18 protein-coding genes are annotated in these 26,516 nt (G+C 73.2%); 9 read left to right on the top strand and 9 right to left on the bottom strand.

What is annotated here, in order from left to right; all coding sequences use genetic code 11:
• Positions 1-92: 92 nt before the first annotated feature.
• Complete coding sequence (locus ACZ5ID_RS16560) at positions 93-626, top strand: DUF4240 domain-containing protein (protein ID WP_468897933.1); 534 nt, start codon at positions 93-95, stop codon at positions 624-626.
• A 69-nt stretch (positions 627-695) separates the two neighbouring features.
• On the opposite strand, the gene ACZ5ID_RS16555 is transcribed toward ACZ5ID_RS16560, so the two are convergent.
• Positions 696-1,358 (bottom strand): DsbA family oxidoreductase, encoded by a 663-nt coding sequence (locus tag ACZ5ID_RS16555; protein WP_468897931.1) that lies wholly within the window; start codon positions 1,356-1,358, stop codon positions 696-698.
• A gap of 136 nt (positions 1,359-1,494) precedes the next feature.
• Here ACZ5ID_RS16555 and pepN (ACZ5ID_RS16550) point away from each other — a divergent pair, with 136 nt between their 5' ends.
• Together pepN (ACZ5ID_RS16550) and ACZ5ID_RS16545 are read left to right on the top strand one after the other, a co-directional pair.
• On the top strand, positions 1,495-4,074 hold the full coding sequence (gene pepN, locus ACZ5ID_RS16550; RefSeq protein WP_468897929.1) for an aminopeptidase N: 2,580 nt from the start codon (positions 1,495-1,497) through the stop codon (positions 4,072-4,074).
• Between the two features lie 134 nt (positions 4,075-4,208).
• Positions 4,209-5,291, top strand: a complete 1,083-nt coding sequence (locus tag ACZ5ID_RS16545; protein ID WP_468897927.1) for a hypothetical protein — start codon at positions 4,209-4,211, stop codon at positions 5,289-5,291.
• A gap of 19 nt (positions 5,292-5,310) precedes the next feature.
• On the opposite strand, the gene ACZ5ID_RS16540 is transcribed toward ACZ5ID_RS16545, so the two are convergent.
• Positions 5,311-6,501, bottom strand: a complete 1,191-nt coding sequence (locus ACZ5ID_RS16540; RefSeq protein ID WP_468897925.1) for a serine hydrolase domain-containing protein — start codon at positions 6,499-6,501, stop codon at positions 5,311-5,313.
• 379 nt (positions 6,502-6,880) lie between these two features.
• Between ACZ5ID_RS16540 and ACZ5ID_RS16535 the strand changes: the two genes are divergently transcribed.
• Positions 6,881-10,198: a S8 family serine peptidase gene (locus ACZ5ID_RS16535; RefSeq protein ID WP_468897923.1), complete on the top strand. Its 3,318-nt coding sequence runs from the start codon at positions 6,881-6,883 to the stop codon at positions 10,196-10,198.
• Positions 10,199-10,275: 77 nt separating this feature from the next.
• On the opposite strand, the gene ACZ5ID_RS16530 is transcribed toward ACZ5ID_RS16535, so the two are convergent.
• Complete coding sequence (locus ACZ5ID_RS16530) at positions 10,276-11,766, bottom strand: M28 family peptidase (RefSeq protein ID WP_468897921.1); 1,491 nt, start codon at positions 11,764-11,766, stop codon at positions 10,276-10,278.
• A 267-nt stretch (positions 11,767-12,033) separates the two neighbouring features.
• Here ACZ5ID_RS16530 and ACZ5ID_RS16525 point away from each other — a divergent pair, with 267 nt between their 5' ends.
• Positions 12,034-13,062, top strand: a complete 1,029-nt coding sequence (locus tag ACZ5ID_RS16525; protein WP_468897919.1) for an aspartate-semialdehyde dehydrogenase — start codon at positions 12,034-12,036, stop codon at positions 13,060-13,062.
• 499 nt (positions 13,063-13,561) lie between these two features.
• Here the strand turns inward: ACZ5ID_RS16525 and ACZ5ID_RS16520 are convergent, their stop codons facing one another.
• Positions 13,562-14,080, bottom strand: coding sequence for a DUF1203 domain-containing protein (locus tag ACZ5ID_RS16520; RefSeq protein ID WP_468897995.1), 519 nt, complete (start codon positions 14,078-14,080; stop codon positions 13,562-13,564).
• 185 nt (positions 14,081-14,265) lie between these two features.
• Here ACZ5ID_RS16520 and pepN (ACZ5ID_RS16515) point away from each other — a divergent pair, with 185 nt between their 5' ends.
• Positions 14,266-16,833 carry an aminopeptidase N gene (pepN, locus tag ACZ5ID_RS16515; RefSeq protein WP_468897917.1) on the top strand — a complete coding sequence of 856 codons (2,568 nt, stop codon included), beginning with the start codon at positions 14,266-14,268 and terminating at the stop codon, positions 16,831-16,833.
• A gap of 181 nt (positions 16,834-17,014) precedes the next feature.
• On the opposite strand, the gene ACZ5ID_RS16510 is transcribed toward pepN (ACZ5ID_RS16515), so the two are convergent.
• The gene (locus ACZ5ID_RS16510; RefSeq protein WP_468897915.1) at positions 17,015-17,980 is read right to left on the bottom strand and encodes an EamA family transporter; all 966 of its coding nucleotides are present in this window, start codon (positions 17,978-17,980) and stop codon (positions 17,015-17,017) included.
• 79 nt (positions 17,981-18,059) lie between these two features.
• On the opposite strand from ACZ5ID_RS16510, the gene ACZ5ID_RS16505 reads away from it, so the two are divergent.
• Positions 18,060-18,557, top strand: coding sequence for a MarR family winged helix-turn-helix transcriptional regulator (locus ACZ5ID_RS16505; protein ID WP_468897913.1), 498 nt, complete (start codon positions 18,060-18,062; stop codon positions 18,555-18,557).
• Positions 18,558-18,647: 90 nt separating this feature from the next.
• On the opposite strand, the gene ACZ5ID_RS16500 is transcribed toward ACZ5ID_RS16505, so the two are convergent.
• Genes ACZ5ID_RS16500 through ACZ5ID_RS16490 form a run of 3 tightly spaced genes read right to left on the bottom strand, consistent with a single transcriptional unit; the run spans position 18,648 to position 21,194 of the window.
• Entirely contained in the window at positions 18,648-18,875 is a 228-nt protein-coding gene (locus ACZ5ID_RS16500; protein WP_101388341.1) for a hypothetical protein, read from the bottom strand.
• 20 nt (positions 18,876-18,895) lie between these two features.
• Positions 18,896-21,046 carry a 4-alpha-glucanotransferase gene (gene malQ / locus ACZ5ID_RS16495; protein WP_468897910.1) on the bottom strand — a complete coding sequence of 717 codons (2,151 nt, stop codon included), beginning with the start codon at positions 21,044-21,046 and terminating at the stop codon, positions 18,896-18,898.
• A 4-nt stretch (positions 21,047-21,050) separates the two neighbouring features.
• The gene (locus ACZ5ID_RS16490) at positions 21,051-21,194 is read right to left on the bottom strand and encodes a hypothetical protein (protein ID WP_468897997.1); all 144 of its coding nucleotides are present in this window, start codon (positions 21,192-21,194) and stop codon (positions 21,051-21,053) included.
• 270 nt (positions 21,195-21,464) lie between these two features.
• Here ACZ5ID_RS16490 and ACZ5ID_RS16485 point away from each other — a divergent pair, with 270 nt between their 5' ends.
• Positions 21,465-24,542 (top strand): beta-N-acetylglucosaminidase domain-containing protein, encoded by a 3,078-nt coding sequence (locus ACZ5ID_RS16485; RefSeq protein ID WP_468897908.1) that lies wholly within the window; start codon positions 21,465-21,467, stop codon positions 24,540-24,542.
• Positions 24,543-24,609: 67 nt separating this feature from the next.
• Here ACZ5ID_RS16485 and ACZ5ID_RS16480 read toward each other — a convergent pair whose 3' ends face one another.
• A complete protein-coding gene (locus ACZ5ID_RS16480; RefSeq protein WP_283143448.1) occupies positions 24,610-25,146 on the bottom strand; it encodes an HNH endonuclease in 537 nt (178 codons plus the stop codon).
• A 254-nt stretch (positions 25,147-25,400) separates the two neighbouring features.
• Here ACZ5ID_RS16480 and ACZ5ID_RS16475 point away from each other — a divergent pair, with 254 nt between their 5' ends.
• On the top strand, positions 25,401-26,486 hold the full coding sequence (locus tag ACZ5ID_RS16475; protein WP_468897905.1) for a mechanosensitive ion channel family protein: 1,086 nt from the start codon (positions 25,401-25,403) through the stop codon (positions 26,484-26,486).
• Positions 26,487-26,516: the final 30 nt, after the last annotated feature.

Raw genomic sequence — 26,516 nt, 5'->3', positions numbered from 1 at the left:
CCCCGCGAGGACGTGACTCGCGGGGGCCGTTCGCCGGTCCCGCGCCCTTGCGCGCCGGGGCCGTTGTCAGTGCCGGGTGCCATGCTCGGGCCATGGACACACAGGAGTTCTGGACGCTCATCGACGACGCCCGCGCGCAGGTGGCACACGCGGCGGACGCCGAGGCGGTCGCGGCGCGGGCCGCGGCCCTGCTCGCGGCCCGGCCGGCCGCCGAGATAGTGGCGTTCCAGCAGGTCTTCTGGGACCTGATGGCCGCCTCCTACCGCCAGCCGCTCTGGGCGGCGGCGTACACGATCAACGGCGGGTGCTCGGACGACGCCTTCGACTACTTCCGGGGCTGGCTGATCGCGCAGGGGCGCGAGGTGTTCGACGGGGCGGTGGCCGACCCGGACGGGCTCGCGGGCGTCGCGGCCGTGCGGGACGCGGCGGTCGAGGGCTGGGAGGTGGAGTGCGAGGAGGCGCTCGCCATCGCCTGGAACGCGCACCTGGCCGCCACCGGCGAGAAGCTGCCCGGCGACAGCTTCACGATCCGCTACCCGGAGCTGGACCCCGGCTGGGACTTCGACTTCGACGACCTGGGCGAGATGGCCAGACGCCTGCCGCGCCTGGCCGCGCTGTACGGGTGAGGGCACACCCGGCCCCGGCGAGCCGGTGGCCCGCCGGGGCCGGGAGCGGGGCCGGGGCCGGGGCCGGGGTCAGTCGAAGATCGGGCCCTGGGTGCGGGTGCGCTTGATCTCGTAGAAGCCCGGGGTGGAGGCGACCAGGAGGGTGCCGTCCCACAGCCGTCCGGCGGCCTCGCCCTTGGGGGCCGGGGTGACGACCGGGCCGAAGAAGGCGATCTGCTCGCCGTCCGCGCCGGGCACGGCGATGACCGGGGTGCCGACGTCCTGGCCGACCTTGTCTATGCCCTCCTTGTGGGAGGCGCGCAGCTCGGCGTCGAACTCGTAGGCGCTGTTGTCGACCTCGGCGTAGTCGGCGAGGTCGGCGGGCAGGCCCGCCTCCTCCAGGGCGGCGACCAGGACCTCGCGGCCCGAGCCGAGGTCCTGGTTGTGGACCCGGGTGCCGAGCGCGGTGTAGAGCCTGCCCAGCACCTCCTCGCCGTGCTTCTGCTGGGCGGCCATGACGACCTTCACCGGGCCCCAGGAGCGGTTGACCAGGAAGTCGCGGTAGGACTCCGGCAGCTCGTCCAGCCTGTCCTCGTTGAGGACGCCCAGGCTCATCACATGCCAGCGGACCTCGACGTCACGGACCTTCTCGACCTCCAGCATCCAGCGGGACGTCATCCAGGCCCAGGGACAGAGCGGGTCGAACCAGAAGTCGACGGGGGTCTTCCCGGTCCGGGTCGTGGTCTGGGACATGTCTCTCCTCATCGGGGCAACGCGGGGTGGCTCACGGTGGGGAACGCCCGCGGCGGCCCGGCGCATTCCCGCGTGTCCGGCGCCGGGCGGGCATGGCAGGATCAGCGGTGTTCGAACGAGACACGAAGGAGTGCCCGTGCCCGGTGAGAATCTGTCCCGCGACGAGGCCCGTGAACGGGCCGACCTGCTGTCCGTCGACGGGTACGAGGTCGCCCTCGATCTGCGGTCCGCGGTCGGGGACGCCCCGGACGGGCCGCGGACGTTCCGTTCGGTCACCACGATCCGGTTCCGCTGCGCGCGGCCGGGCGCCGGCTCCTTCGCGGACCTGGTCGCGCCGTCGGTGAACGCGGTCACCCTCAACGGCAAGCCGCTGGACGTGGCCGAGGTCTTCGACGGCACCCGGGTGGCGCTCGCCGACCTCGCCGCGGAGAACGTGCTGGTGGTCGACGCCAACTGCGCGTACAGCCGGACCGGCGAGGGCATGCACCGCTTCGTCGACCCGGAGGACGGCGAGGTCTACCTCTACACCCAGTACGAGCCGGCCGACGCCCGGCGGGTCTTCGCCAACTTCGAGCAGCCCGACCTGAAGGCGCCCTACCGCTTCGAGGTCCAGGCCCCCGAGGGCTGGACGGTGTGGTCCAACGGCGAGGGCGAGCGGGGCGGGGACGGCGTCTGGCGGTTCGCCGAGACCGCGCCGATCTCCACGTACATCACCTGCGTGGTCGCCGGTCCGTACCACTACGTGACGGACACCTACACGCGCACCCTCGACGACGGCAGCACGCTGGAGATCCCGCTCGGTGCGATGTGCCGCAAGGGCCTGGCCCGGCACTTCGACGCGGACGACGTCTTCCTCGTCACCAAGCAGGGCTTCGACTTCTTCCACGACCAGTTCGACTACCCGTACCCGTTCGGCAAGTACGACCAGGCCTTCGTGCCGGAGTACAACCTCGGGGCGATGGAGAACCCGGGCCTGGTGACCTTCCGCGAGGAGTTCATCTTCCGCGGCAAGGTGACCCGGGCCGCCTACGAGCGGCGTGCCAACGTCATCCTGCACGAGATGGCGCACATGTGGTTCGGCGACCTGGTCACCATGCGCTGGTGGGACGACCTGTGGCTGAAGGAGTCGTTCGCCGACTTCATGGGCAGCTTCTCCCAGGTGGAGGCGACCAGGTTCGACAACGGCTGGATCACCTTCGCCAACGGCCGCAAGTCCTGGGCGTACCGCGCCGACCAGCTGCCCTCCACCCACCCGGTCACGGCCGACATCCGTGACCTGGAGGACGCCAAGCTGAACTTCGACGGGATCACGTACGCCAAGGGCGCCTCGGTCCTCAAGCAGCTGGTGGCGTACGTGGGGCGGGAGGCGTTCCTGGAGGGCGCCCGGCGCTACTTCAAGCGCCACGCCTACGGCAACACCCGCCTCGGCGACCTCCTGGCGGTCCTGGAGGAGGTCTCCGGGCGCGACATGGCCGCGTGGTCGCGGTCCTGGCTCCAGACGGCGGGCGTCAACTCGCTCACCCCGCAGGTCACCTGTGACGCGGGCGACCGCATCACCGAGCTCGCGGTGGTCCAGGAGGCCGTCGAGAGCCACCCGACGCTGCGCCCGCACCGCGTGGCGGTCGGCCTCTACCGCGCCGAGGCGGGCGCCCTCGTGCGGTACGCGCGCGCCGAGGTCGACGTGGACGGCCCGCGCACGGTGGTGGCGGAGCTGGCCGGGGCCGAGCGGCCCGAGCTGGTCCTCGTCAACGACGACGACCTCACGTACTGCAAGATCCGTTTCGACGAGGGTTCGCTCGCCACCCTGCGGGCGCACCTCGGCGACATCACCGACCCGCTGGCCCGCGCGCTGTGCTGGTCGGCGCTGTGGAACCTGACGCGGGACGCGCTGATGCCCGCGCGGGACTTCGTCGAGCTGGTCCTCGCCCACTCCGGGCGCGAGACGGACATCGGCGTGCTCCAGATGCTGCACGCCTGGACCCTCTCGGCGCACACCCACTACGCGGCGCCCGAGTGGCGCGAAGAGGGCGGGCGGCTGCTGGCCGAGGGCGCGCTGCGCGAGCTGCGGATCGCGGCGCCGGGCAGCGAGCACCAGCTGGCCTGGGCCCGTTTCTTCGCCTCCACCGCGACGACCGACGCCGACTTCCAGCTCCTGGAGGGCCTCCTCGCGGGGACGGCGAAGATCGACGGGCTGGAGGTCGACCAGGAGCTGCGCTGGGTCCTGCTGGAGCCGCTGGCCGCGCACGGCCGCGCCGACGAGTCGGTGATCGGCGCCGAGCTCGCCCGCGACGACACCGCCTCGGGCAAGCGCCACCAGGTGCGCTGCCTGGCGGCCCGGCCCTCGGCCGCGGTGAAGGCGCAGGCCTGGGCGCAGGTCGTCGAGTCGGACACGCTGTCGAACGCGCTGGTGGAGGCGACCATCGCGGGCTTCGCCCAGTCCTCGCAGCGCGAGCTGATCGCTCCGTACGCGCCGAAGTACTTCGAGGCGATCGAGCGGCTGTGGACCGAGCGGTCCATCCAGATCGGTATGGACGTGGTGCGCGGGCTCTTCCCGAGCCTGCGGGACAACCGGTCGACGCTCGATTCCACGGACGAGTGGCTGGCGGCACACCAGGACGCGGCCCCGGCGCTGCGCCGACTGGTCCTGGAGGCCCGTGACGACCTGGCCCGCACCCTGCGCGGCCAGGCCTGCGACGCGGCGGCCGGCGCCCGCTGAGGAGAATCGGGGGCCCGGCGACGGGCCCCCCGATCGGCACTCGAACGCCCGTACTTTAGGACGGGCTTGTCCGGAATTGTCGACGAGCGTGTAACAGCGGTTAAGGGCCGCTCCGGGCGCGGAACACCCCGGGCATGAACCACAACACCCCGACCTTCGGCGGCGAGACCCCCTCACCGCTCTCCCCGCGCCCCCTCAGCCACCTCACCGAGGTGCAGCGCCGCGTCTACTCCGCCGCCCAGTTGCGCGCCCACGGCGTCCCGGCCGCCACCGCCGCCGCCCAGTGCCGCCCCGGCGGCCCCTGGCAGCAACTGCTGCCCGGCGTCTATGTGTTGCACCCCGGACCGCCCACCGGGGAGGAGCGGCTGCACGCGGCCCTGCTCTACGCGGGACGCCCCGCCCCCGAGCGCGCCAGGGCGGTCCCCGCCCAGGGCCAGGCGCACGCCGCGCCCGTCGACGCGGTCGTCACCGGTCTCGCCGCGCTCGCCCTGCACCGCTTCTCCTCCGCTCCCCCGCTGCTCTCCCTCGACCGGATCGACGTCCTGGTGCCGCGCACCCGGCGGCTGCGCTCGACCGGCTGTGTGCGGCTGGTGCGGACGCCGGTGATGCCGGTGCCCGAGGCGGTGGACGGGGTGCCGGTGGCGCCGGTGCCGAGGGCCCTGGCGGACGCGGTGGACGAGCTCACCGACGCCCAGGCGGTACGCCGGCTGCTCACCGAGGCCGTACGCGGCGGCCACTGCGAACCGGCGGCCGTGGTAAGGGAGTTGACGCGGGCGCGGCTGCTGACGCGGGCGCATGTGGTGGACGCGGTGGACTCGCTGCTCGCCGAGGGCCGGGCCATCGCCGAGGGGCGCCTCTACGAGATGGTGCGCGCCCACGGTCTGCCCGACCCGCTGTGGAACGTGGACCTGCGGCTGCCGGGCGGGCCGCACATCGGGGGCGTGGACGCCTACTGGCCGGACCAGGCGGTGGCGGTGGAGCTCGACACCCGGGCGCCGCGCCAGGGCCGGCGGCGCGAGGAGGGGGCCGAGGACGACCTGTGGAGCGAGTACGCCCGTAAGCGCGAGACGCTGGAGCGGCTGGGGATCACCGTCGTCCACCTCACGCCGAGGAAGCTGCGCGAGTCGATGGAGCAGCAGGCGACGGTGGTCCGCACCGCCCTGATGGCGTCGACGGACCGGGAGGCCGCCGCGTATGTGGTGGTGCTCCCCCAGTGAACGGGGGAGCACCGCACGGTCACTTCATGGGTTTGGCCACCGGTGCCGTGCCGCAGAACTCCGCGCGCACGACCGCCGAGGCGTCGCCGGACCAGTCGTTGTTGAAGTTGAACGCCAGCGAGTGGCGCCCGTCCTTCGTCGTGACCGCCACCGACGTGGAGCCGTGGATGCCGCCGTCGTGGCCCCAGACCTCGGTGCCGCAGGGCAGCCGGGTCGTCATCAGACCCAGTCCGTAGCGGTTGTCCGGGGATTCGGGCCCCACCGGGACGGTGGTGGTCATCTCCTTCAGCTGGCGCGGCGGCAGCAGCATGCCGGTGATCAGGGCCCGGTAGAAGCGGTTCAGATCGGCGGAGTCCGACACCATCTCACCGGCCGAGCCCCCCATCGAGGGGTTGAGCGCGGTCACGTCGTACGTCGTGCCGGTCGTCTTGACGGACAGCTTGGAGTAGGCCCGGCCGCTGGGCCGGGGCATCCGGGCGTCGGTGCCGGGCAGCGAGGTGGAGCGCAGACCGAGGGGGCGCAGGACGCGGCGTTCGATCTCGGTGGCGTAGGAGTGGCCGGTGGCCTTCTCGATCACCATGCCGGCCAGGATGAAGTTGGTGTTGGAGTAGTGCCAGGAGGTGCCCGGCTCGAAGTCCGGGGCGTGCCGCATCGCGATGTCCGTCAACTGCCGCGGGGTGTACGTGTCGTAGCGGTGGCGCAGGAAGTCCGTGCTGAAGACCCGTTGCCCGAAGGCCTCGTCCTCGTCGTAGCTGTAGATGCCGCTGGTGTGGTTGAGGAGTTGGCGCAGGGTGATCCTCGTGCCGTCGTGGCCGTTGCCGCGCACCACGCCCGGCAGCCAGTGGTCCACGGTGTCGTCCAGGCTCAGCCTGCCCTCGGCTTCGAGCTGGAGGACCACGGTGGCCACGAACGACTTGGTGATCGAACCGACCCGGTAGCGGTCCTCGCTCCGCCGCTCGCGGCCGGTGCGCAGATCGGCGACGCCCGCGTCCCCGTTCCAGACGCGCCCGCCGTCCTGGGCGGTCCCGACCACCCCCGGCACCCCGTCCCGCACGGCCGCCTGCATCGCCTGCTGGGTGGCCCGGTGGGACGGACCGGGCGGCGCCTGCCGCGCCGAGGCCGGGGCCACGCACACGGTCGCGGTGATCCCCGCGGCGACGGCCATCCCGAGGGCGGCGGTCCTGACTCTCCTGCCCGTACGTACCGGCATGCGCTCTCCTGGTGCCCGCGGCGCCCAGGGCGGCGCCGTCGGCGGACAGGACCCGGCCGCCGGCGGTGGAGTTGCCCGGCGGGACGCGGTTGAGCGGGTTTCGGCCTAATCCCGGTCCCGTACGCGGCCCGGCCCCTGCCCCCGATCGGCCGGTGCTCGACGGCCGGGTGCGGCAACCGTGCGAAGGCGGGCCGTCACCGTGCCCGGTTCCGCGCGTGCTGGTTCGCCCCGGTTCACCCCGTCTCGGCCCCGATGGCGTATGGCGGGATCCCGCCATGTCCGATTCCGGGCTCGGTCAACTCTCCACAAACAACGGTCATATAGGAAATGCTCAGCGGTCATCCGGCACCGTATTCCGGACCCTTTCTGACCACTAGGGATGCAGATGACCTCCGAATCGCCGCGCGCCATACCCGGCGCTAGACGCACGGCCCGAATAGTGGCCGCGGCAGGCCTGGTGGCCGCGCTCATCACCGCGGGCGCGGCCCCCGTCTTCGCCGCGGAAACGGCCGATCCCACTCCCGCCCCGGTGAAGTCCACGCCGGCGAAGTCCCCGGCCGACAAGCTCGGCGCCGCCGACGAGCAGCGGCTCGCCGAGGCCCGGGCCGCGGGCGAGAAGACCGTCACCGTGATGGTCGCCACCGCCCCCGGCGCCACCGGCGCCGTCTCGCACCAGCTCGACTCGGTGCCCGGCGCGACCGTCGGCAAGACCGACGACAAGCTCGGCTACGTCCGGGCCACCCTGCCGACCGGCACCGCCGAGTCCGCCCTGAAGGCCGCCGCCAAGCTGCCCTCCGTCCACGGGATCGACCTCAAGCAGGAGATCCAGCTGGACGACCCGACCCCCTCGGCCGACAGCGCCAAGGGCGCCGCCGCCCCGCGCCGGTCGCTCTCGGGCTCGTACCCGGCGCCGGGCAAGGACACGCCCGCGAAGAACCCGTACAACCCGTCCTTCGAGACCGGCGCGGTCGACTTCGTCAAGCAGCACCCCAAGGCCGACGGCCGCGGCATCACCATCGGCGTCCTGGACTCCGGCGTGGACCTGGGCCACCCGGCGCTCCAGAAGACCACCACCGGCGAGCGCAAGATCGTCGACTGGGTCACCGCGACCGACCCGGTCGCCGACGCCGACGGCACCTGGCGCCGGATGAACACCGCCGTCTCCGGACCGGAGTTCACCTACCAGGGCCGCACCTGGAAGGCCCCGGCGGGCAGCTACGACGTGAGCCTGTTCTCGGAGAAGGTCACCGCGGGCGGCGACGCCAAGGGCGACGTGAACCGCGACGGCGACACCACCGACACCTGGGGCGTGCTCTACGACCCGGTGGCCCAGACCGTGCGGGTGGACCTCAACAACAACGGTGACTTCACCGACGACGAGGCCATGAAGCCGTACAAGGACGGCTACCAGGTCGGCTACTTCGGTACGGACAACCCCGTCACCGACGTCGTCGAGCGGATGCCGTTCACCGTCGAGATCCGCAAGAACGTGAAGTACGACGCGGCCGGGCACACCTCCGACTACGTCAACATCGGCATCATCGAGTCCGAGCACGGCACCCACGTGGCCGGCATCACCGCCGCCAACGGACTGTTCGGCGGCAAGATGAGCGGCGCCGCCCCCGGCGCCAAGATCGTCTCCTCGCGGGCCTGCAACTGGTCCGGCGGCTGCACCAACATCGCGCTGACCGAGGGCATGATCGACCTGGTCACCAACCGCCACGTCGACATCGTCAACATGTCGATCGGCGGTCTGCCGGCGCTCAACGACGGCAACAACGCGCGCGCGGAGCTCTACAAGCGCCTGATCGACACCTACGGCGTCCAGCTGGTCATCTCGGCCGGCAACGAGGGCCCGGGCGTCAACACCATCGGCGACCCCGGCCTGGCCGACCACGTGATCTCGGTCGGCGCGAGCATCTCGCAGCAGACCTGGGCCGCCAACTACGGCTCCAACGTGTCGAAGAAGTACGACATGATGCCGTTCTCCTCGCGCGGTCCGCGTGAGGACGGCGGCTTCACCCCGACGCTGTCGGCGCCCGGCGCCGCGATCAACACCACGCAGACGTGGCTGCCGGGCTCCCCGGTCAGGGAGTCGGGCTACTCGCTGCCGGCCGGCTACTCGATGCTCCAGGGCACCTCGATGGCCTCGCCGCAGGCGACGGGCGCCGCGGCCCTGCTGCTGTCGGCCGCCAAGCAGAAGCACCTGGACCTGGCCCCGGCCGACCTGCGCACCGCGCTGACGTCGACGGCCAAGCACATCAAGGGCGTTCAGGCGTACGCCGAGGGCGCGGGCCTGATCGACATCGTCGACGCCTGGGACGCGATCCAGGACGGTGCGACGGCCCACGAGTACACCGTCAAGGCGCCGGTGAGGACCGCGATCGACGCCGCGCTGAAGACCCCGGGCTTCGGCACCGGCGTCTACGACCGCGAGGGCGGCCTCAAGGCGGGCGAGAAGAAGACGTACGACGTCACCGTCACCCGCACCACGGGCCCGGACAAGGCCGTGAAGCACAAGCTGTCGTTCAGGAACAACGACGGCACCTTCAAGGTCCTGGGCAAGGACGAGGTCGCGCTGGAGCTGAACAAGCCGGTCACCGTCAAGGTGCAGGCGCAGCCGAAGTCGGCCGGCGTGCACAGCGCCATCCTGGAGGTCGACGACAAGCGGACCAAGGGCGTGGACCAGCAGATCCTCGCCACCGTGATCGTCGCCAAGCCGCTGGCCAAGCCGGCCTACACGTTCACCGACTCGTCCTCGGTGCAGCGCAACAGCACCAAGTCGTACTTCGTGACCGTCCCGGCGGGCGCCAAGGCCCTTGAGGTCTCCATGGGCGCGCTGCGCTCGGGCAGCCAGACCCGGTTCATCGCGATCCACCCCTACGGTGTGCCGGTCGACGACACCGGGACGCCCAACTGCTACCCGAACTACGACAACCCGGCCAACACCTGCCGCCCCGACCTGCGCTCCTACGCGGACCCGCAGGCCGGCGTGTGGGAGATCGAGGTCGAGTCGCGCCGGACGTCGCCCTACCTCGACAACCCGTACAAGCTGGACGTGGCGGTGCTCGGTGCCGCCTTCGACCCGGCGGTGAAGACCGTGCCGGAAGCGAAGATCGGCGCCTCGGCCCCGGTCGAGTGGAAGGTCACCAACGGGTTCGCGGCCATCGACGGCAAGCTCAAGGGCGGCTCGCTCGGCTCCGCGAAGGTCGCCAGGCCGACCATCAAGGCCGGTGAGGTCCAGACGAGCACGCTGACCATCGGCGAGGGCGTGGAGCGCCTCGACGTCGCCATCGGCGGCGTCTCGGACACCGCGGCCGACCTCGACCTCGCGGTCCTCAAGGACGGCGTGCAGGTCGGCTCGTCCGCGGACGGCGACTCCGAGGAGGCCGTCAGCCTGCTGAAGCCGGCCGCCGGCACGTACACGATCCAGGTCGCGGGTTACGCGGTCCCGTCCGGTACGACCACGTACAACTACCGCGACGTGTACTACGCGCCGTCGCTCGGCACCGTCAAGGTCGACGAGTCGAAGGCGGTCAAGCTGGCCAACGGCGCCACGGCGACCGTCGGCGCGCAGGTCGTGGTGGCCGGCGCGGCGCCCGAGGGACGCCAGTTCTTCGGCGAGGTCAAGCTGGTCAACGCGCGCGGCACGGCCGCGGGCACCGGCAGCGTCGTGATCGAGAAGGTCACGCCGTAACGGAGTGAGCGGGTACGAGGGGGCCCGGCGTTCGCGAGAACGCCGGGCCCCCTTTTTTCTTCCGTACGGCCCCCGGCTCAGCCCTTGAGGGAGCTCAGATCCTGGGCGTAGGTGCCGACCGCGTGGGCGATGACGTCGATGTTGAGGTCGAAGTACCTGCGGTCGATGTTCTTCAGGGTGTCACCGGCGGCGTGGTAGTTGGCGTCGTACGGCTTGCCCGCCGCGCCGCCCGCCCCCGCCGCCTGCTCCTCGGTCTTGAGGCCCTCGGCGCCGGTGAAGGTGCCGCCGGCCGGGATGCCCTGCTCGATGAACGGGCCGTAGTCGGAGCGGCCGTCGAAGTCGGTGCCCCAGTGCGGGACGCGCGCGGTGTCGAGGTAGCCGTTGATGAGCCGCTCGATCTGGGCGGAGCCGGCCGGGCCCGCGCCCGCGCCGGTGCGGTCGGAGTCGTCGCCGTCGTAGACCAGCTCGGCCGGGTTGGGCGAGGCGATCATGTCGAAGTTCAGATACAGCTTGATCTGCTGCTTCTGCTTCTGCGTCAGGGACTTGACGTAGTGCTCGGATCCCAGCAGGCCCAGCTCCTCGCCGGACCACCAGGCGAACCGCACCTTGTTGGCGAGGGGCTTGGGGTGCTTGCGGGTCTGCTTGGTCTCCTCGGCGAGCCTGAGCGCCACCTCCAGAAGACCGGCCGAGCCGGAGCCGTTGTCGTTGATACCGGGCCCGGCCTTCACCGAGTCCAGATGGCTGCCGAGGGCGACCACGCTGTCCGCGTCGCCGCTCCTGGTCTGCGCGATGACGTTGCGGGTCCTGTGGGCGACCGTCTCGGTGGCGACGTCCAGGGTGACGGTGACCTCGCCCTCGGCGACCTGGGCCGCCAGCGCCTCGCCGTCGGCGAGGGAGATGCCGGCGGCCGGGATGTGCGCCTCGGCCGGGTCGCTGACGGTGCCGTGGACGGGGGCGTCACCGGAGTGGTTGTAGAGGATGATCCCGGCCGCGCCCGCCCGGGCCGCGACGGCCTCCTTCTGTACGAAGGTGCAGTTGCCGCGCTTGACCAGGGCGATCTTCCCGGCGAAGGAGCCCGACGCGTAGTCGTCGAGCTCGCAGCCGGGGGTGGCGTCGACGCGGGCCGCCTTCACCTGGGCGGTGAGGCCGCCCGCCGGGGTCGCCTTGCTGAAGTCGAAGGCGGTGGTCTTCAGCTCGCGCGGCCCGGGTGCGCGGACAGTGAGCTTCTCGCGCAGGGTTTTGGACTCGTAGATGTCGAAGTCCTGGTACGCGACGTCGTACCCGGCCTTCTTGAGCTCGCCGTAGACGTACGCGGCCGACGCGTCGAAGCCGGGGGTGCCCGCGGCGCGGTTGCCGCCGTGGGCGTCGGCGATCCTCTGGAACTCCTCCAGATGGCGGTAGGCGCTCTCCCCCGACGTCCGGGCGACCAGCTTCCTCGCGAGCCGCTCGGCCTGCCGGTGCGGGTCCTTGCCGGCGTGCGGGTGGGCGGCGACGGGACCGGCCGCCGCCAGGAGTACGGGGGCTGCGGCCAGGACCGCTATGACTCTGCTGCGGCGGGATGCGCGCACGGGGCTCCTCCGGAATACGGTTTCCGATGATCGTTTATCGACCGGACGGCAGGACCGTAACCAGCGAAAGGGCCGTGCGGGTGTATTCCGGGGCGGATGCAACAGAGCCGCCATGAACTCGTCACAAGAGGGCAAGAGTCTCCGCTGACACCGTCCGGGCCGTCCCACACCCCGGACAATGGATTGGACAAGTCCGCCGGGCGCCGACGCATGATGGAAGCGCCCGTGCCGTACATGCGCGTCCCCGCGCGTACCGAAGGAGTCACTGTGAGGGTCGGAATCGTCGGAGCCACCGGACAGGTCGGCGGAGTCATGCGGAGCATCCTCGCCGAGCGGAAGTTCCCGGTCGACGAGCTGCGCCTGTTCGCCTCCGCGCGGTCCGCGGGCTCCACCCTCACGTGGGAGGGCCGGGAGATCACCGTCGAGGACGCGTCCACGGCCGACTACACCGGCCTGGACATCGTGCTCTTCTCGGCGGGCGGGGCGACCTCGCGCGCGCTGGCGGAGAAGGTGGCCGGACAGGGCGCCGTCGTGATCGACAACTCCTCCGCCTGGCGGCGTGACCCCGAGGTACCGCTGGTGGTGTCCGAGGTGAACCCCGAGGCGATCAAGAACCGCCCCAAGGGGATCATCGCCAACCCGAACTGCACCACAATGGCCGCGATGCCGGTGCTGCGCCCGCTCCACGAGGAGGCCGGGCTGACCGCGATGGTCGCCACCACCTACCAGGCGGTGTCGGGCTCGGGCCTCGCGGGCGTGGCGGAGCTGCACACGCAGGCGCGTGCGGTGGTGGACGCGGCGGACCGGCTGGCCTTCGACGGGGAGTCGGTGTCCTTCCCGGAGCCCGGCGTCTACAAGCGGCCGATCGCCTTCAACGTGCTGCCGCTGGCGGGGTCGATCGTGGACGACGGGTCGTTCGAGACGGACGAGGAGCAGAAGCTCCGCAACGAGTCCCGCAAGATCCTGGGCATCCCGGAGCTGAAGGTCTCCGGCACGTGCGTCCGGGTGCCGGTCTTCTCCGGGCACTCGCTCCAGGTGAACGCGCGCTTCGAGCGGCCGATCGGGGTGGAGCGGGCGTACGAGCTGCTCGGCTCGGCGCCGGGGGTGGAGCTCTCGGAGATTCCGACGCCGTTGCAGGCCGCGGGGAAGGACGCGTCGTATGTGGGGCGGATCCGGGTGGACGAGACCGTGGAGAACGGTCTCGCGCTGTTCCTGTCCAACGACAACCTTCGTAAGGGGGCGGCGTTGAACGCGGTGCAGATTGCGGAGCTGGTGGGGGAGGAGTTGCGGGGGTAGTTGTTCCCCCACCCCGCCCCTTCCCCAAACCCTCCGGGGGCGGGAGGGGGCGGGGTCGTCTCTTGAGACCTGCGCCCCCCAGCCCCCCCGACGGGCGGCCCCGCGGCCCCGGGTCCGCTGTGCCCTGCGGGCCGGTGGGGGCCGGTCGCGCAGTTCCTCGCGCCCCTGGGTCCGCTGTCAGCTGCAGACCGTGCTGGGTTGCTCGCGCAGTTCCCCGCGCCCCTAAGGGGTCGGGGTTTCGCCGGCTCTGCGTGCGCGGGGGACGGGCTTGCGTCCGAGGACGCCGGGGGTGCCCTTGAGGGGCGCGGGGAACTGCGCGGCCGGCCCACCACTGGCGCGCAGGCACCACACCCCGCACCCCGTCCCCCCAGGGGCGCGGGGAACTGCGCGGCCAGCCCATCACCGGCCCGCAGACGAACCCCGGGCCACAGAGCAGCGCGGGCACCACCGGCCCGCAGACGAACCCCCGGCCACAGAGCCGGCCCGCAGGCGACCCCCCTTACGGCCTCCGCACCTCGAAGTGGAAGCAGCCGTAGTCCACCGCCCTCACATGGACCAGCGCCACCCGGGGATCGGAGAAGGCCTCCTCGAAGGCCTTCTCGAAGCCCTCCGTGGTGTCCGGCGGGATCTCCAGCAGGCTGCCCCCGACAATCCGCCCCTGCGCGTCGTACCGCCGCACCGCCCGCAGCGCACCCGCCCGAGCGAACGGGTACCCCTCCCCGTCCCCCGGGCCCCCGCACTCCGCCGCGTGGATGAACACCGGGCCCTGCTCGTCGTACGCCCCCGGCTCCGCCCCCGTCCCCGCCGCCCAGCGGCGCAACGGCGCGTACGAGACGAGGGCGATCCGCTCGCCCGGCGCGCTGCGGCGCAGGCAGCAGCGCAGCGGGGCGTCGCCCTCCTCGTCCGTGAAGGGGGCCGGCGCCCGCCCGGCGTCGTCCGCGACGCGGAGCCGCGCGAGCGCGGAGGGCGGGATGGGCAGGGGCGTGTAGGCCGGCGCGGCCGTCGTCGCCCGGGTCATGCGGGGAGTCCGGGGCGTCTGCGTCGTCTCGGTTGTCTGCGTCATGCCTCCAGGCTGCCGACGCGCCCCCACCCCCACCGGCGGAATTCGGACCTTTACCCTCCGGGCAAAAGCCCTGTACGCCCCCCGGACGTCTCGTGCAAGGATGGCCGAAAACGTAGAGAAGTCCTTAAGGAGATGGCCGGGTGCCTGGCACGAATCTGACCCGTGAAGAGGCCCAGCGGCGCGCGGAGCTGCTGAGCGTCGACTCGTACGCGATCGAGCTCGATCTGAGCGGCGCGCAGGAGGGCGGGACCTACAGGTCCGTGACCACCGTGCGCTTCGACTCCGCCGAGGACGGCGCGCAGACGTTCATCGACCTCGTCGCGCCCGCCGTGCACGAGGTCGTCCTCAACGGCACCGCGCTCGACCCGGCCGCCGTCTTCGCCGACTCGCGCATCGCGCTCGCCGGCCTGCGGTCCGGGCCGAACGAGCTGAAGGTGGTCGCCGACTGCGCGTACACCAACACCGGCGAGGGTCTGCACCGCTTCGTCGACCCGGTCGACGACCAGGCGTACCTCTACACCCAGTTCGAGGTGCCGGACGCCCGCCGCGTCTTCGCCTCCTTCGAGCAGCCGGACCTGAAGGCGACCTTCCAGTTCACCGTGAAGGCCCCCTCGGGCTGGACCGTGATCTCGAACTCGCCGACCCCCGAGCCCGCCGACGACGTCTGGGTCTTCGAGCCGACGCCCCGGATCTCCAGCTACATCACCGCGCTGATCGCCGGTCCGTACCACAGCGTCCACTCCTCGTACGAGAAGGACGGGCAGTCGGTGCCGCTGGGCATCTACTGCCGTCCCTCGCTCGCCGAGTTCCTCGACGCGGACGAGATCTTCGACGTGACGCGGCAGGGCTTCGACTGGTTCCAGGAGAAGTTCGACTACGCCTACCCGTTCGCCAAGTACGACCAGCTCTTCGTGCCGGAGTTCAACGCGGGCGCGATGGAGAACGCGGGCGCGGTGACGATCCGGGACCAGTACGTGTTCCGGTCCAAGGTCACCGACGCCGCCTACGAGGTGCGCGCCGAGACCATCCTGCACGAGCTCGCCCACATGTGGTTCGGCGACCTCGTCACCATGGAGTGGTGGAACGACCTGTGGCTGAACGAGTCGTTCGCCACGTACACCTCCATCGCCTGCCAGGCGTACGCGCCGGGCTCCAAGTGGCCGCACGCCTGGACCACCTTCGCCAACTCCATGAAGACCTGGGCGTACCGGCAGGACCAGCTGCCCTCCACGCACCCGATCATGGCGGACATCCGCGACCTCGACGACGTGCTCGTCAACTTCGACGGCATCACGTACGCCAAGGGCGCCTCGGTGCTCAAGCAGCTCGTCGCGTACGTCGGCATGGACGCGTTCTTCCAGGGCGTGCAGGCGTACTTCAAGGCGCACGCCTTCGGCAACACGCGCCTGTCCGATCTGCTCGGCGCGCTGGAGAAGACCTCCGGGCGTGATCTGAAGACCTGGTCGAAGGCGTGGCTGGAGACGGCCGGCATCAATGTGCTGCGCCCGGAGATCGAGGTCGACGGCGAGGGCCGCATCACCTCCTTCACCGTCCTCCAGGAGGCCCCGGCGCTGCCCGCCGGCGCCCAGGGCGAGCCCACCCTGCGCCCGCACCGGATCGCGATCGGCTTCTACGAGCTGAACGAGACGGGCAAGCTGGTGCGCACCGACCGCATCGAGCTGGACGTGGAGGGGGCGCGCACGCCCGTCGAGCTTCCGGCGGGCACGCACCGCCCGGCGGTCGTCCTCCTCAACGACGACGACCTGAGTTACGCGAAGGTGCGCCTCGACGAGGAGTCCCTGAAGGTCGTCACCGCCCACCTCGGTGACTTCGCCGAGTCGCTGCCGCGCGCGCTGTGCTGGGCCTCGGCCTGGGACATGACCCGTGACGGGGAGCTGGCGACCCGCGACTACCTGGCGCTCGTGCTCTCCGGCATCGCCAAGGAGTCGGACATCGGTGTGGTGCAGTCGCTGCACCGCCAGGTGAAGCTGGCCCTCGAGCTGTACGCGGCGCCCGAGTGGCGCGAGACGGGCCTGACCCGCTGGACCGACGCGACGCTGGAGCAGCTGCGGGCGGCGGCGCCCGGCAGCGACCACCAGCTGGCGTGGGCGCGGGCGTTCGCGGCGACCGCCCGTACCGGCGAGCAGCTCGACCTGCTCCAGGGGCTGCTCGACGGCACCGAGGCGGTGGACGGTCTGGCCGTCGACACCGACCTGCGCTGGGCGTTCGTCGAGCGCCTCGCGGCGACCGGGCGCGCGGACGAGAAGGCGATCGCGGCGGAGCTGGAGCGCGACCGTACGGCGGCGGGCGAGCGCCACGCGGCGACGGCGCGTGCCGCGCGGCCGACGGCCGAGGCGAAGGCCGAGGCGTGGGCGTCGGTCGTGGAGGGTGACTCGCTGCCCAACGCCGTGCAGGAGGCGGTGATCGGGGGCTTCGTCCAGGTCGACCAGCGCGAGCTGCTGGCGCCGTACACGGAGAAGTTCTTCGCGGCGGTCAAGGGCGTGTGGGAGTCGCGTTCCCACGAGATCGCGCAGCAGATCGCGACGGGGCTGTATCCGTCGCTCCAGGTCTCGCAGGCGACGCTGGACACGACGGACGCGTGGCTGGCGTCGGCGTCCCCCAACGCGGCGCTGCGGCGGCTGATCTCGGAGTCCCGGGCTGGGGTCGAGCGGGCGCTGCGGGCGCAGGAGGCGGACGCGGCGGCCTAGGCCCTTGTCCCCGGCCCCTTCCCTGAGCCCTGCGGGGGTGGGTGGGGGCCGCGACGCCCGCGAGGGCGAGTCCGGGGCCGTTGGCCCGGCTCGCCCTCTGGGGGGGTCCGCGTGGTTCGGTCGTGCTCCAGGGCTGCCACAGTCGTGGGTGCTCCCTCGGTGGTCGGTCGGGGGCGCCGGGCTACCGCCGCACCGCCCCGGCCATCACCTCCACCGAACCTTCCCGAGCCGCTCGTTCGGTCGAGGTGGGCGTGAGCGTTTCGGTCCTGGCCGCCGCGGCCCGCGCCCTCGGCACGTACTGGCCCGCCAGCGTCGCCCCGAAGGCGACCGTCATCCCCGCCAGCTGGAGCGGGGTGAGCGCCTGGCCGAGCGCGGCCCAGCCGATCACGGCGGCGGTCAGCGGCGACAGCGGGCCCAGGAAGGTCACCGAGGTGGCGGTGAGGCGGCCGATGCCGCGGAACCAGAGCCAGTAGGCGACGGCCGTGTTGACCAGGGCGAGGTAGAGGTAGCCGACGAGGTTGCGGCCGTCCAGCGCGGGCGGCGCGCCCTCGATCAGGAAGGCGACCGGCGCGATCAGCAGTCCGCCGGCGGTCAGCTGCCAGCCGGTGAGCACCAGCGGGCCGACCCCCTCGGGGCGTCCCCACCGCTTGGTGAAGACGGTCCCGGCGGCCATCGACACGGACGAGGCCACTCCCGCCACGACCCCGACGGCGTCCAGCGCCCCCGTGGCCTTCAGGACGACCAGGCTGACCCCGAGGGCCGCCGCTATGCCGGTGAGCAGGGTCCGCAGCGAGGGGCGCTCCCCGAGGAAGAGGGCGGCGAGTCCGGCCACCCACAGCGGTCCGAGCGAGCCGATGACCGCGGCCATCCCGCCGGGCAGACGGTAGGCGGCGAGGAAGAGCAGCGGGAAGAAGGCCCCGATGTTCAGCGCCCCCAGCACCACCGCCTTCCACCACCACGAGCCCCGTGGCAGTCGCCGGGTGGCGAGCATGAGCGCGACTCCGGCGGGCAGCGCCCGCATCATTCCCGTGAAGAGCGGCCGGTCGGCGGGGAGGAACTCCGTCGTCACGGCGTACGTGGAGCCCCAGGAGATCGGGGCGAGGGCGGTGAGGGCGACGGTGGCGATACGGCTCTGGGTTCGCTTCATGGGAAGTAGCTTACTCCTAAGCTACTTTTCGTCAAGCAACTTTCTTGCGTCCGTTCCATAGGGCTCCGATACTGGTCCCATGACTGCGACCCCCCGTGACCCCGTCGACGCCATCACCGCGCAGTGGGCTGAGGTCAGACCCGATCTCGACACCGTTCCGATGGCCCTCTACGGGCGCATCTACCGCATCGCCCGGGCCATGGGCGACCGGGTGGAGAAGGAGTACCGGCGGTTCGGGATCTCCCGCGGCGAGTTCGACGTCCTGGCGACGCTGCGCCGCTCCGGCGAGCCCTACACGCTCTCGCCGCGCCAGCTCTCGGCGACCACGATGCTCACCACCGGCGGAATGACCGGACGCCTGGACAAACTGGAGAAGGCCGGGCTGCTCAGCCGCAGCCCGGACCCGGACGACCGGCGCGGACTGCGCGTCACCCTCTCCGAGAAGGGCCGCGAGATCGTCGACGAGTCGGTGACGGCCGGCCTGGAGATGCAGCACGAGGTGCTGGACGGGGTGCTCGACGCGGCGGAGGCGGAGCAGTTGAACGGGCTGCTGCGCAAGCTGCTCGCGGCGCACTGACAGCCCCGGCGGGGAAAAACGGAAAGGCGCTTCGCGGTACGAGTGCCACTCGTACCGCGAAGCGCCTCACCGCGCGTACAACCTGGTCGGTCAGGCCTTCTTCGACTTGTCGAGGACCATGACCAGACCGGCGATGACCGCGAACAGCGCGATGGGCGCGATCACATACAGGCCGATCGTGTCGAACACGCTCAGGCCGGAGCCCGGGTCGTCGCCGTCGTCGCGGGTGACCGCGAGGGCCGGGGCCGACATGAGCAGCATCATCAGCGTCGTACCGGCTGCCACGGCGCCGGCGCGCAGGGTGTTCTTCTTGTCCACGGTGCAAACGTAGCGAACGCCTAGGAGGGGCGCGCGCCCGGGGGTGCCGTACGGGGCCGCGGGCCCCGGACCGGGGGGGCGGGAGTGTCCGGGGCGGGCGCGAACACCCGCATCAGATTGTGCAGCCTCGGCGAGGCGACCACGTCCTCCAGGGCGAGCGGGCGCCCGTCGGGACCGGCCACCGGCAGACGCCAGTTGGGGTACTGGTCCCAGGTGCCCGGCAGGTTCTGCGGACGGCGGTCGCCCACCGCGTCGGGCAGCCACACCCCGACCATCCGGGCCGGGGTGCTCAGCAGGAACCGGTAGACCGCGCGCACCGCGCCCTCCTCGCCCCGGGCGCCCTCGGGCAGCAGCCCCAGCCGGGTGAGGTAGGCCAGCCACTCGCCCACCTCGGCCGCGTCCTCGGCCTGCTCCTCGGCGAGCGGCCGGGTGAGCAGGCCGAGGCGGTGGCGCAGCCCCACGTGCTCGCCGGTGAGCCGGGCGGCCGTGGAGGGCAGGTCGTGGGTGGTGGCGGTGGCCACACAGCCCTCGCGCCAGTCGGCCGGGGGCAGCGGGCGGCCGGTGCCCTCCCAGTCGCGCTCGAACCAGAGCACCGAGGTGCCGAGCACCCCGCGCCGGCTCAGGGCCTCGCGCACCCCGGGCTCGACCGTGCCCAGGTCCTCCCCTATGACGACCGCCCCGGCCCGGTCGGCCTCCAGGACGAGCACGGCGAGCATCGCCTCGGCGTCGTAGCGCACATAGGTGCCCGCCGTGGGCTCCTGCCCCCGCGGAATCCACCAGAGCCGGAACAGGCCCATCACATGGTCGATGCGCAGCGCCCCGGCGTGCCGCAGCAGATCGCGCAGCAGGCCCCGGTAGGGGGCGTAGCCCGAGGCGGCGAGGACGTCCGGGCGCCAGGGCGGCAGCCCCCAGTCCTGGCCGCGCGCGTTGAAGGCGTCGGGGGGCGCGCCCACCGACATGCCCTGGGCGAAGGTGCGCTGCTGCGCCCAGGCGTCGGCGCCGCCGGGGTGCACGCCGACGGCGAGGTCGTGGACGAGGCCGACGGCCATCCCGGCGTCCCTGGCGGCCCGCTGGGCGGCGCCGAGCTGGGTGTCGGTGAGCCAGGCGAGCCGGGTGTGGAAGTCGATACGGTCGATGAGCTCGCGCCGGGCGCGGGCGGTGGCGGGCGAGCGCGGGTCGCGCAGGGCGCCGGGCCAGCCGGTCCAGTCGGATCCGTACCGCTCGGCCAGCGCGCACCAGGTGGCGTGGTCCTCCAGGGCCTGGCCCTGGTGCGCCAGGTAGGCGCAGTACGCCTCACGCCGTCCCGGCGACAGCGGCACCGCGTGGAGGACTTCGAGGGCTTCGCGCTTCAGCGCCCACACCGCGTCCCGGTCGATCAGCTCGCCGTCGTCGAGCACCGACCGCCGCAGCGCGTCCGCGGCCTTCAGCAGCTCGTCCAGCCGGGTGCGCTCGCGTACGTAGGCGTACTCGGGAACGTCCTCGATCCGCAGGTGTACGGGATCGGGGAAGCGGCGCGAGGAGGGGCGGTAGGGGGACGGGTCGGTGGGGGTGCCGGGGACGGCCGCGTGCAACGGGTTGACCTGGAGGAAACCGGCGCCGACGGCCCGCCCGGCCCAGCCGGCGAGCTCGGCGAGGTCCCCGAGGTCGCCCATGCCCCAGGAGCGGGCGGAGAGCAGCGAGTAGAGCTGCACCAGGAAGCCGTGGGTGCGCCCGGCCGGCTGGGGGGTGCGCTCGGGGGCGACGACGAGGCAGGCGGCGGCGGTGCGGCCGTCGGGGGTGCGGGCGGTGGCCCGGTGGATGCCGAGCGGGAGGTCGGGCCAGGGGGCGTCCCGGGCCGCCTCGCGCCCGGTGCCCGGCGCCGTCCACCGCGTCCGTCCGCCGTCCTCGGTCTCGACCCGGACGCGGGTGCCGGGCGGCAGGGCGGCGAGCGGTGGGGGCGGGGCGGGGTCGGGGGTGCGCCAGTGGACCACGGTCGGCGGCAACAGGCGTTCCGCCGCGGCCAGTTCGGCGGTGGCGAGGGACGCCGCCACCGCCTGCGGGGTCGCCGCCTCTACGCCCAGGGCCGCGAGGACGGCGACGACCGTGGCCTCCGGGACGGGGACCGTGCGGTCGGCCGACGGGGCGTAGGACGTGGCGACGCCGTGCAGTGCGGCGAGCCGGGCGAGGGTCATGGCGTCAGGCTCCGGCTGGCGCGGCCACCGGGGTCGGTTCGCTGGTCAGGGGCGCGGCCTCGGTCAGGGGCGGCTCGCTGGTCAGCGGTGCGGCGTCGGCCAGCGGAGGTTCGCTGGTCAGGGGCTGTTCGAGGGCGGAGACGGCCACGGAGGGCTCCACGGAGGTCGGCGACGGGGACACAGCAGCCCTACCCAGCGGGCGGGCTCCCAGACGTACAACGCGGGGCAAGTCGCGCTCGTCACCCCCGTCCTGTGACCCAGGTCACCGGAACGGGCAATTCCGGCACAGCGGGCATGCGCGTTGACACCTTCGGCACGGGGGTGGTGGGCTCGGGTCCGGTTGCGGTGCGGGACGCTCCGCCGGGGGCCGTCATGGGCGCACCGGGGCTCCACAAGTCCACTCAGACGGGGAGATGGTGTGCGGTTCGGGCGCGGGAAGCGGGCGGCTGCCGTCGCGGTCGCCGTCGTCGGCGGACTGCTCGGCGCGGCGCCCGGCGCCCTCGCCGCCCCGGCGGACCCGCCGGCCCCCGAACAGCCCACCGCCACGGGCGCGTCCACGGGGACGCCGACGGAAGCGGCACGGGACGACACCCCGGCCGTCTGGCCGCGCCCCCAGTCCGTCCGCCGCGCGGGACCGGGGCTCCGCCTCGGCTCCGAGGCCGTACTGATCGCCGACCCGGGCGCCGACCCGTACGCGGTCGCCGCGCTCGGGGACGTCCTCGGCCGGGCGGGCGTCACCACGCTGCACAGCGAACCGCTGGGCGTGGGCCCGGTGTTCCGCCTCGGCGGGAGCGGCGCCCAGGAGGCGCTGCGCGCCCTGCGGGTCGCCGAGCGCGGGGACCTGCCCCCGGGCGGCTACCGGATCGGTGCCGGCCGGGTCGCCGGGCGGGACACGGTCGCGCTCGACGGGGTCGGCGAGGACGGGCTCTTCCACGCCGTCCAGACACTGCGTCAGCTCCTGGGGCAGGACCGGCGCGGCGGCGCCACGCTGCCGGGCGTGCGGGTGCGGGACTGGCCCGCCACGGCCGTGCGCGGCACGACGGAAGGTTTCTACGGGCAGCCCTGGACGCGCGAACAGCGCCTGGAGCAGCTCGACTTCATGGGCCGCACCAAGCAGAACCGCTACCTCTACGCCCCCGGCGACGACCCGTACCGCCTGGCCCGCTGGCGCGACCCGTACCCGGCCGGCCGGCGCGCCGACTTCCGGGCGCTCGCCGCCCGCGCCGCCGCCAACCACGTCACCCTCGCCTGGGCCGTGGCGCCCGGCCAGGAGATGTGCCTGTCCTCGGACAAGGACCTCAAGGCGCTGCTGCGCAAGCTGGACGCGATGTGGGCGCTGGGCGTGCGCGCCTTCCAGCTCCAGTTCCAGGACGTCAGCTACAGCGAGTGGCACTGCGGGCAGGACGCGCGCACCTTCGGGCGGGGACCGGCCGCCGCGGCCCGCGCCCACGCACGCGTGGCGAACGCCGTCGCCGCGCACCTCGCCGAACGTCACCCGGGCGCGCAGCCGCTGTCGCTGATGCCGACCGAGTACTACCAGGAGGGCGCCACCGCCTACCGGGACGCGCTCGCGAACGGGCTGGACGCCCGCGTCCAGGTCGCCTGGACGGGCGTCGGGGTGGTGCCGCGCACCATCACCGGGCACGAACTGGCGGGCGCGCGGGACGCGTTCGGGCATCCGCTGGTGACGATGGACAACTACCCGGTGAACGACTGGGCGCCGGACCGGATCTTCCTCGGCCCCTACACGGGCCGCGAGCCCGCCGTCGCCACCGGCTCGGCCGCCCTGCTCGCCAACGCCATGGCGCAGGCCTCGGCCTCCCGCATCCCGCTGTTCACGGCGGCCGACTACGCCTGGAACCCGCAGGGTTACGAGCCGGAGGCCTCCTGGCGGGCGGCGATCGCGGACCTCGCGGGCGGCGACACGCGGCTGCGCGAGGCGCTCACGGCGCTGGCGGGCAACGACTCCTCGTCGGTCCTCGGCAGCGCCGAGTCCGCCTATCTGCGCCCGCTGCTCGACACGTTCTGGAGCTCGCGCGGCGCGGCGGACGCGGCGGTACGCGACCGGGCGGCGGCGCGGCTGCGCGCGGCGTTCACGGTGATGCGCCAGACGCCCGAGCGGCTCGCGGGCAGCGGCGCGCTCGCCGACGAGCTGCGCCCCTGGTCCGACCGGCTCGCCCGCTACGGCCGGGCCGGGGAGAAGGCCGTGGACATGCTCCAGGCACAGGCGCACGGCGACGGCGCGGGCGCCTGGCGGGCCGCGCTCGCCCTCGAGCCGCTGCGCCGGGACGCCGCCACCGGCTCGGTCATCGTCGGCAAGGGCGTCCTGGACGCGTTCCTGACCCGCGCGGCGCGGGCCTCGGCCACCTGGACGGGCGCCGACCGGCCGCCCGGCGAGATCACCGTCTCGCCGGACGCCTACACCGTGCGGCTGGGCCGGGTCCGCCCGGTGGAGGCGGTCACGGTCATGGACGACTCCGGCGCCGGGCAGAGCCCGTCGGTCGGCCCCGGCTCGGGCCCGCCCGCCTGGGCCACGGCCGGAGCGCAGCCCGTGCCGGACGCCGCCTGGGGGCCGGGCCCGGGTCCCGGCCGGGTCGCCTGGGCCGAGGGCGGGGCGCTGGTGCAGGCGCATCTGCCCGGTGTGGGCTGGCGCAGCCTCGGGCCGCTCTCGCCGGACGGCTGGACGCAGAGCGCCGCGCGGGGCGTGCGCGCCGACGCCGTCCGCGTGACCGGCCCGACCGCCGCCGTACGGTCCGTACGCCATCTGGTGCCGTGGTTCGCGGACGAGCCGCGGGCCCGCCTCGAACTCGCCCGGGACGAGGCCGACGCCGAGATCGGCGGGAAGCCTCAGGTGGTGGCGGCCGTGCTGACCTCCACCCGGCCCTCGGACGTCCGGGGCACGCTCGCCGCGAAGGCCCCGCGGGGGCTGTCCGTCCGGGTCGCGGGCGCGCTCACGGTCCCGCGCGGCGCCGCGGTGAGCGTGCCGGTGGAGGTGACGGTGGCGCCGGGCACCCCGGCGGGCGAGTACCGGGTGCCGGTGGTCTTCTCCGGGCAGGAGCGCGTCCTGACCGTACGGGCGTATCCGCGCACCGCCGGTCCCGATCTGATCGCGGGGGCCGCGGCCTCCTCCTCCGGCGACGAGACGCCCGCGTTCCCGGCGCGCGCGGCGGCCGACGGCGACCCCTCGACGCGCTGGTCCTCCCCGGCGCGGGACGACGCCTGGTGGCAGGCGGAGCTCGCCGCGCCGAGCCGGGTCGGTCTGGTGGTGCTGAACTGGCAGGACGCCTACGCGAGCGGTTACACCGTGCAGGTCTCGCCGGACGGGCGGACCTGGCGGACGGCGGCGACCGTCCGGGAGGGCAGGGGCGGCCGGGAGGCGGTGCGGATGGACGCGCGCGATGTGCGCTTCCTGCGGGTGCAGGGCGTGGCGCGCGCGACCCCGTACGGGTACTCGCTGTGGTCGGTGGAGGCGTACGGCGTGGCGCGGGGCCGGTAGGCGGGACGCGGGCACGCCGGCGCCGGGGGCCGGCGGGCCGGCCCCCGGGGACGACGAAGGCCCGGACTCAGGCTGAGATGCCGTCGATCCGGGCCAGGGCGTCGTCCGCGCCGAACGGTTGGAGGTACGGGAGCCAGCGTGGGTCCCGGTGCCCCGTGCCGATGATGCGCCACGCCAGACCGCTGGGCGGGGCGGGCTGGTGGCGCAGGCGCCAGCCGAGCTCCAGCAGGTGCCGGTCGGCCTTGACGTGGTTGCAGCGGCGGCAGGCCGCCACCACGTTGTCCCAGACGTGCTGACCGCCGCGGCTGCGCGGGATCACGTGGTCGACGCTGGTTGCGACGCCACCGCAGTACATACAGCGCCCGCCGTCACGCGCGAAGAGCGCACGGCGGGTCAGTGGGACGGGCCCCCGGTAGGGGACCCGTACGAATCTCTTCAGCCGGACCACGCTGGGAGCGGGGACGACCCGGGTCGCGCTGTGCATGAAGGCGCCGGATTCCTCTAGGCAGACTGCCTTGTTTTCGAGCACGAGGACGAGCGCGCGGCGGAGCGGTACGACGCCGAGGGGCTCGTACGACGCGTTGAGGACCAGGACGTGCGGCACGTGGATGCCTCCTTGTACGCCGGCGGCGCGTGGCTCGCGCCGGGACGATCTGCCTTCAGTCTCTCCTCAGGGCCGGTCGGAGCGCCACCACGTCCGGGTAACGGCCCTGAAGTGTTTTCGACCACACTCCCCCGCCTCGCGGGCCCGCTGTCCTGCCCGTCTCGAACACGGCACCGAAGCACACGGGTTGCCCCGTTAGTGTGGTTGGTCTGCCGTCGCACTGTCGGCAGCGCAATGCCTGGAGGTACCCCGCCGTGCACTGGCCCGCCGTACTGGCCGCCGGATCCCCGTCAGATCCCGCCGGCCCGACGACCGCCCCGGTCACCCTCGACGACGCCCAGAAGCAGGCCACCGAGGCCGCGGGCTGGGTCGAGGAGAACTGGTCGACATGGCTCGCCATCGGCCTGCGCATCCTGCTCATCGTGATCATCGCGTCGGTGCTGCGGGTGCTGGTGCGCCGCGCGCTGACCAAGCTCATCGACCGGATGAACCGCAGCGCCCAGGCGGTGGAGGGGACCGCGCTCGGCGGCCTCCTGGTCAACGCCGAGCGCCGCCGCCAGCGCTCGGAGGCCATCGGCTCGGTGCTGCGCTCGGTGGCGTCCTTCCTGATCATGGGCACCGCGGCCCTGATGGTCCTGGGCGTCCTCAACATCGATCTGGCCCCGCTGCTCGCCTCGGCGGGTGTCGCGGGTGTGGCGATCGGTTTCGGAGCGCGCAACCTCGTCACCGACTTCCTCTCCGGCGTCTTCATGATCCTGGAGGACCAGTACGGGGTCGGCGACTCGATCGACGCGGGCGTGGCCTCGGGCGAGGTGGTCGAGGTCGGGCTGCGCGTGACGAAGCTGCGCGGCGACAACGGCGAGATCTGGTACGTGCGCAACGGTGAGATCAAGCGCATCGGCAACCTCAGCCAGGGCTGGGCCACGGCCGCCGTCGACGTACAGGTCCGCCCGACGGAGGACCTTGAGCAGGTCCGTGCGGCCATCACGGAGGCGGCCGAGTCCATGGCCAAGGACGAGCCGTGGAACGAGCGGCTGTGGGGCCCGGTGGAGGTCCTCGGTCTCGACGAGGTGCTGCTGGACTCGATGGTGATCCGCGTCTCGGCGAAGACGATGCCGGGCAAGGCGCTGGGCGTGGAGCGCGAACTGCGCTGGCGCATCAAGCGGTCCCTGGACGCGGCGGGAATCCGGATCGTGGGGGGTGCGCCGGCGGCGGACCCGGACGCCCCGGCCGCGGACCCGTCCGCCGGGGTGGCCGCCCCGTCGGCCCTGAACAACCCCACGTCCCCGCAGTCCCTGGCCACGGCGCCGATACCGCCGGGGCAGGGTCTGGCGAAGTAGTGGCGCGCGAAGGGCGCCCCGGCCGGTCAG

It is taken from the genome of Streptomyces sp. NPDC031670 (assembly GCF_055580545.1).
Note: the sequence above shows the minus strand (reverse complement) of the source record. Positions and strands in the feature narration are given on the sequence as shown.